This is a genomic window from Staphylococcus sp. EG-SA-15, assembly GCF_017151895.1.
GTDB classification, from domain to species: domain Bacteria; phylum Bacillota; class Bacilli; order Staphylococcales; family Staphylococcaceae; genus Staphylococcus; species Staphylococcus aureus.
In genome coordinates this window covers 1-6,310 of the sequence record NZ_JACVZN010000052.1, presented here as the reverse complement: position 1 = coordinate 6,310, position 6,310 = coordinate 1, and the positions used below count along the sequence as shown (strand labels likewise).

4 protein-coding genes and 1 pseudogene are annotated in these 6,310 nt (G+C 33.2%); 4 read left to right on the top strand and 1 reads right to left on the bottom strand.

Annotated features, from left to right (window positions below):
* Together fnbA and galU are read left to right on the top strand one after the other, a co-directional pair.
* Positions 1-1,138 (top strand): annotated as a pseudogene (fnbA, locus tag IDG64_RS14155) (fibronectin-binding protein FnbA); the annotation flags it as partial.
* Positions 1,139-1,317: 179 nt separating this feature from the next.
* Positions 1,318-2,184, top strand: a complete 867-nt coding sequence (gene galU / locus IDG64_RS14150) for a UTP--glucose-1-phosphate uridylyltransferase GalU (RefSeq protein WP_000721336.1) — start codon at positions 1,318-1,320, stop codon at positions 2,182-2,184.
* A gap of 210 nt (positions 2,185-2,394) precedes the next feature.
* Here the strand turns inward: galU and sarU are convergent, their stop codons facing one another.
* Positions 2,395-3,138 (bottom strand): HTH-type transcriptional regulator SarU, encoded by a 744-nt coding sequence (gene sarU / locus IDG64_RS14145; RefSeq protein WP_000386367.1) that lies wholly within the window; start codon positions 3,136-3,138, stop codon positions 2,395-2,397.
* A gap of 323 nt (positions 3,139-3,461) precedes the next feature.
* Here sarU and sarT point away from each other — a divergent pair, with 323 nt between their 5' ends.
* Both sarT and IDG64_RS14135 read left to right on the top strand, forming a co-directional pair.
* Positions 3,462-3,818, top strand: a complete 357-nt coding sequence (gene sarT, locus IDG64_RS14140) for an HTH-type transcriptional regulator SarT (protein ID WP_000998872.1) — start codon at positions 3,462-3,464, stop codon at positions 3,816-3,818.
* A gap of 304 nt (positions 3,819-4,122) precedes the next feature.
* On the top strand, positions 4,123-6,310 hold a 2,188-nt coding region (locus IDG64_RS14135; protein ID WP_206171345.1), incomplete at its 3' end, for an E domain-containing protein.

The window sequence follows — 6,310 nt, the reverse complement described above, 5'->3', positions numbered from 1 at the left end:
AATAACTGAGTCTAACTTAGTTGAATTTGACGAAGAGTCTACAAAAGGTATTCTAACTGGCGCAGTGAGCGACCATACAACAGTTGAAGATACGAAAGAATATACGACTGAAAGTAATCTGATTGAACTAGTAGATGAATTACCTGAAGAGCATGGTCAAGCACAAGGACCAATCGAGGAAATTACTGAAAACAATCATCATATTTCTCATTCTGGTTTAGGAACTGAAAATGGTCACGGGAATTATGGTGTGATTGAAGAAATCGAAGAAAATAGCCACGTTGATATTAAGAGTGAATTAGGTTATGAAGGTGGCCAAAATAGCGGTAACCAGTCATTCGAGGAAGACACAGAAGAAGACAAACCGAAATATGAACAAGGTGGTAATATCGTAGATATCGATTTCGACAGTGTACCTCAAATTCATGGTCAAAATAATGGTAATCAGTCATTCGAGGAAGATACAGAAAAAGACAAACCTAAGTATGAACATGGCGGTAACATCATTGATATCGACTTCGACAGTGTGCCACATATTCACGGATTCAATAAGTACACTGAAATTATTGAGGAAGATACAAATAAAGATAAACCAAATTATCAATTCGGTGGACACAACAGCGTTGACTTTGAAGAAGATACACTTCCACAAGTAAGCGGTCAAAATGAAGGTCAACAAACGATTGAAGAAGATACAACACCTCCAATCGTGCCACCAACGCCACCGACGCCGGAAGTGCCGAGTGAGCCGGAAACACCAACGCCACCGACACCAGAAGTACCAAGCGAGCCGGAAACACCAACACCATCGACGCCAGAAGTACCGAGTGAGCCGGAAGTACCAACGCCACCAACGCCAGAGGTACCAACTGAACCTGGTAAACCAGTACCACCCGCAAAAGAAGAACCTAAAAAGCCTTCTAAACCAGTGGAACAAGGTAAGGTAGTAACACCTGTCATTGAAATCAATGAAAAGGTTAAAGCAGTGGCACCAACTAAACAAAAACAACCTAAGAAAACGGAATTACCTGAAACAGGTGGAGAAGAATCAACAAACAAAGGTATGTTGTTCGGCGGATTATTTAGTATTCTAGGTTTAGCATTATTACGCAGAAATAAAAAGAATCACAAAGCATAATCAATCTAAAATTGACAGGTTTATTTCATAAATTATATGAAGTAAGCCTGTTTTTTTATATTAAATCAAATTTCCCATGAAATAATTACATACTCAATGACACTATGAAGGCGTTCTAATTAGTGTTAAAATGACGTTGATACATAGATTTAATACTTAGGAAAAGGAGCACATTAACTTTGAAAAAAATAAAAAAGGCAATCATTCCCGCTGCTGGTTTAGGGACTAGATTTTTACCAGCAACTAAAGCGATGCCAAAGGAAATGCTTCCTATCTTAGATAAACCCACAATACAATATATCGTTGAAGAAGCTGCAAGAGCTGGAATTGAAGATATTATTATAGTGACAGGTCGCCACAAACGCGCGATTGAAGATCATTTTGATAGTCAAAAAGAATTAGAAATGGTGTTAAAAGAAAAAGGTAAATCTGAATTACTAGAAAAAGTTCAGTATTCAACGGAACTTGCGAATATTTTTTATGTAAGGCAGAAAGAACAAAAAGGTTTAGGGCATGCGATTAGTTCTGCGCGTCAATTTATCGGCAATGAACCATTTGCGGTATTATTAGGTGACGATATTGTTGAATCTGAAGTGCCAGCAGTGAAACAGTTGATTGACGTTTATGAAGAAACAGGGCACTCAGTTATAGGTGTCCAAGAAGTTCCGGAAGCAGATACTCATCGTTATGGAATTATTGACCCATTAACTAAAAACGGACGTCAGTATGAAGTGAAAAAGTTTGTTGAAAAGCCAGCACAAGGTACGGCACCATCAAACCTAGCTATTATGGGACGTTATGTATTAACGCCTGAAATTTTCGATTATTTAAAAACGCAAAAAGAAGGCGCAGGTAACGAAATTCAGTTAACAGATGCGATTGAACGTATGAATAATGATAACCAAGTGTATGCATATGACTTCGAAGGCGAACGTTATGACGTTGGAGAAAAATTAGGCTTCGTTAAAACTACCATAGAATATGCATTGAAAGATGACAGTATGCGAGAAGAATTAACACGATTTATTAAAGCATTAGGTTTATAACATTAAAAGCATGATACTCAGTAAAATTGGAACACGAAATGGTGAACTAAATTGAATGAGTGTCATGCTTAATTTATGTGTTGTGATATATAGTAGGGTATTGAAATAATATAAAAACAAAAGAAAGTTAATTATGTATTTTTATTTATACTAAATTGAGAAGTAGTATGATTGCTTATTTATTTTATCAAGAGGTAAATCTGTTTAAATTTAAAAGAAAAATTTTCTTGGTTTGAGAATCTTGGAAGTATCTGTGAATATGCTTTTAATAGTGTTATATTGTATTTTATTTATTTTGATTAACACAATCCTTTCATCTGCAAGGGATCGTTCTTTGATTAGCATACCTTTATTATTTAATCTATTAACTGACCTAACAATTTGAGGATACATAAATCTAATACTTTCAAACAAATCTTTTAAATTTAGTATCTCATTTTTTCGAGATGATATTACATATAAGATAGATAAATCAAGAAATGTTAAATTAAATCGATATTTTAAAAAATCTTTTGAGTACATAATGTTCATAAAAAGTATAAAAAATTCTTTGCTATATTTTGGAGCCCATTGATATTTTATGTAGTCTCTTTCCTTATTAAATCCTTTAATTATTTTATCTAACTCATTAATAACACAAGCAATCTTTTTACGTTGTATTGGAGTAACTGAAACAAAAATACGGCGTTCATCTGCTTCGTTTCTAGACTTATTTATAAATCCTTTTTTAGATAGTGACTTAATGTTCTTTACAACATCAGATTGTTTGTAAAGTATGTCACCAATGATTTCTTTTAGTGAAATACTGTGTTCATTTTTGTAATAAAAATATGCTAATATCAACAATTCTTTTAATGATAATTTATATTGTTGCTTTAACTCTTGAGTGAGAAAAAATATGTACGCTTCTACATTTATGAATTTATTGACCTTTTCGAAAGTTTGATAGTCCACCTTACATTCTCCTACTATTTTCTGATGTCCCAATACTTTATATTATTTAAAGTAATATAAAAGCAATCTCTTTTGAAGACATGTTAACCTAAATATTTTTATATATAATATATATAAAATATAAATAACTAAAAATCACGGAATAACAAATGACAAATTCATTTATTATCCAAAAACAAAAACAATTGAACAAAATCAAAATATAGTGTTATGATTCATTTGTGTTTATAGCTAGCACCACAAACTAAATATATTTGGAGTTATTACTAGTTAAAGACAAATATTATTTGACGTGACAATTAAAAGTAAGGGATGAAGACTTGATGAATGATTTGAAAAGCAAGAGCAATATTAAATTAATGAAAAGAGTATTAACTACATATGAGCTGCGTAAATATTTAAAAAAATATTTTTGTCTTACATTAGATAATTATTTAGTATTAGCATATTTAGATGTATTTAAAAATGATGAAGGTAAATATTTTATGAGAGACATTATAAGTTATATCGGTATAGACCAATCTAGAATTGTTAAAAGCGTAAAAGAATTATCAAAAAAGGGTTACTTGAATAAATGTAGAGACCCACATGATAGTAGAAATGTAATCATTGTTGTTTCTGTAAAACAACACAATTATATTAAAAATCTTTTGAGTGAAATAAATATTAATGAAACATAAAGTATGTTTCGAGATTTTAATATCTTGGTGCAGTTAAATGTATTTTTAAATGCGTTAAGGTATTTTTTATTTTAGAAATTCAATGCTATTGAGTTGATGGGTTTTTCCAACAGATAAGAATGAATTATTCATTGAAAACTAAAAATAATAATTTTATTTGTAGATTGTTTTAAGTGTGTCAATATATAAAATAATTTTATAAAGATAAGTGTTATATTCCATTGTGCAACTCCTATTGTATTTGTAAAATTACATGTAAATTCACTGTAAGTAAAGTGGAAAATATGGAAAAAGGAGTATGCAAATGAGAGATAAGAAAGGACCGGTAAATAAAAGAGTAGATTTTCTATCAAATAAATTGAATAAATATTCAATAAGAAAATTTACAGTTGGAACAGCATCTATTTTAATTGGCTCACTAATGTATTTGGGAACTCAACAAGAGGCAGAAGCAGCTGAAAACAATATTGAGAATCCAACTACATTAAAAGATAATGTCCAATCAAAAGAAGTGAAGATTGAAGAAGTAACAAACAAAGACACTGCACCACAGGGTGTAGAAGCTAAATCTGAAGTAACTTCAAACAAAGACACAATCGAACATGAACCATCAGTAAAAGCTGAAGATATATCAAAAAAGGAGGATACACCAAAAGAAGTAGCTGATGTTGCTGAAGTTCAGCCGAAATCGTCAGTCACTCATAACGCAGAGACACCTAAGGTTAGAAAAGCTCGTTCTGTTGATGAAGGCTCTTTTGATATTACAAGAGATTCTAAAAATGTAGTTGAATCTACCCCAATTACAATTCAAGGTAAAGAACATTTTGAAGGTTACGGAAGTGTTGATATACAAAGCAATCCAGAGGATCTAAAGGTATCTGAAGTCACTCGTTTCAATAATAAAAGTATTGGAAAAAACGAATTGACAGGAGCATTACAATTAAAGAATAAAGTTTCTTTTAAAAATGACTTTGAGTTTAACATTAGAGTAGCTAATAATCATCAATCGGTAACAACTGGCGCTGATGGATGGGGGTTCTTATTTAGTAAAGGTGACGGTAACGAATATTTACAAAAGGGAGGTATATTAGGTCCCAAAGGAATGGAAAATTCAGCAGGATTTAAAATTGATACAGGGTATAATTTTAAAGATCCCATGGATAAAGAAGAGAAACAGGCAGGACAAGGATTTAAAGGGTATGGTACGTTTGTAAAAACAGGTGCTGATGGAACTACAGCAAAGGTTGGAACAAACATACCAACAAGAGGTAAAGCGGATAATTCATTCCAATATGCAGATAATTCTATTGATACAACAGATGGAAAATTCCATGGTCAATTACTTAATAATTTAAAATTAGCGTACAATGAAAAATCGGGGATAATGAGAGCCGAATATGCTGGTAAAGTTTGGGAAGCTAATATATCAGATTTGGGATTGGATAAATCTGAAGCATATAACTTTTTAATTACTTCTAGTCAAAGACAGGGAACATCTCAAGGTGTATATGCAAATGGTTGGATGAGAACGGATTTAAATAACTCAACATTTAAACTAACGCCTAATCTAGTTAAGAAAACAGAAATAAAAACAGTAGAGATACCGTTTGAAACAAAACGTGAATTTAATCCGAAGTTACAACCTGGTGAAGAGCGAGTGAAACAAGAGGGACAACCAGGAAGTAAGACAATCACAACACCAATCACAGTGAACCCATTAACAGGTGAAAAAGTTGGCGAGGGTCAACCAACAGAAGAGATCACAAAACAACCAGTAGATAAGATTGTAGAGTTCGGTGGCGAGAAAATACCGCAAGGTCATAAAGGTATCTTTGATCCAAACTTACCAACAGATCAAACGGAAAAAGTACCAGGTAAACCAGGAATCAAGAATCCAGACACAGGAAAAGTGATCGAAGAGCCAGTGGATGATGTGATTAAACACGGACCAAAAACGGGTACACCAGAAACAAAAACAGTAGAGATACCGTTTGAAACAAAACGTGAATTTAATCCGAAGTTACAACCTGGTGAAGAGCGAGTGAAACAAGAAGGACAACCAGGAAGTAAGACAATCACAACACCAATCACAGTGAACCCATTAACAGGTGAAAAAGTTGGTGAGGGTCAACCAACAGAAGAGATCACAAAACAACCAGTAGATAAGATTGTAGAGTTCGGTGGCGAGAAAATACCGCAAGGTCATAAAGGTATCTTTGATCCAAACTTACCAACAGATCAAACGGAAAAAGTACCAGGTAAACCAGGAATTAAGAATCCAGACACAGGAAAAGTGATCGAAGAGCCAGTGGATGATGTGATTAAACACGGACCAAAAACGGGTACACCAGAAACAAAAACAGTAGAGATACCGTTTGAAACAAAACGTGAATTTAATCCGAAGTTACAACCTGGTGAAGAGCGAGTGAAACAAGAAGGACAACCAGGAAGTAAGACAATCACAACACCAATCACAGTGAACCCATTAACAG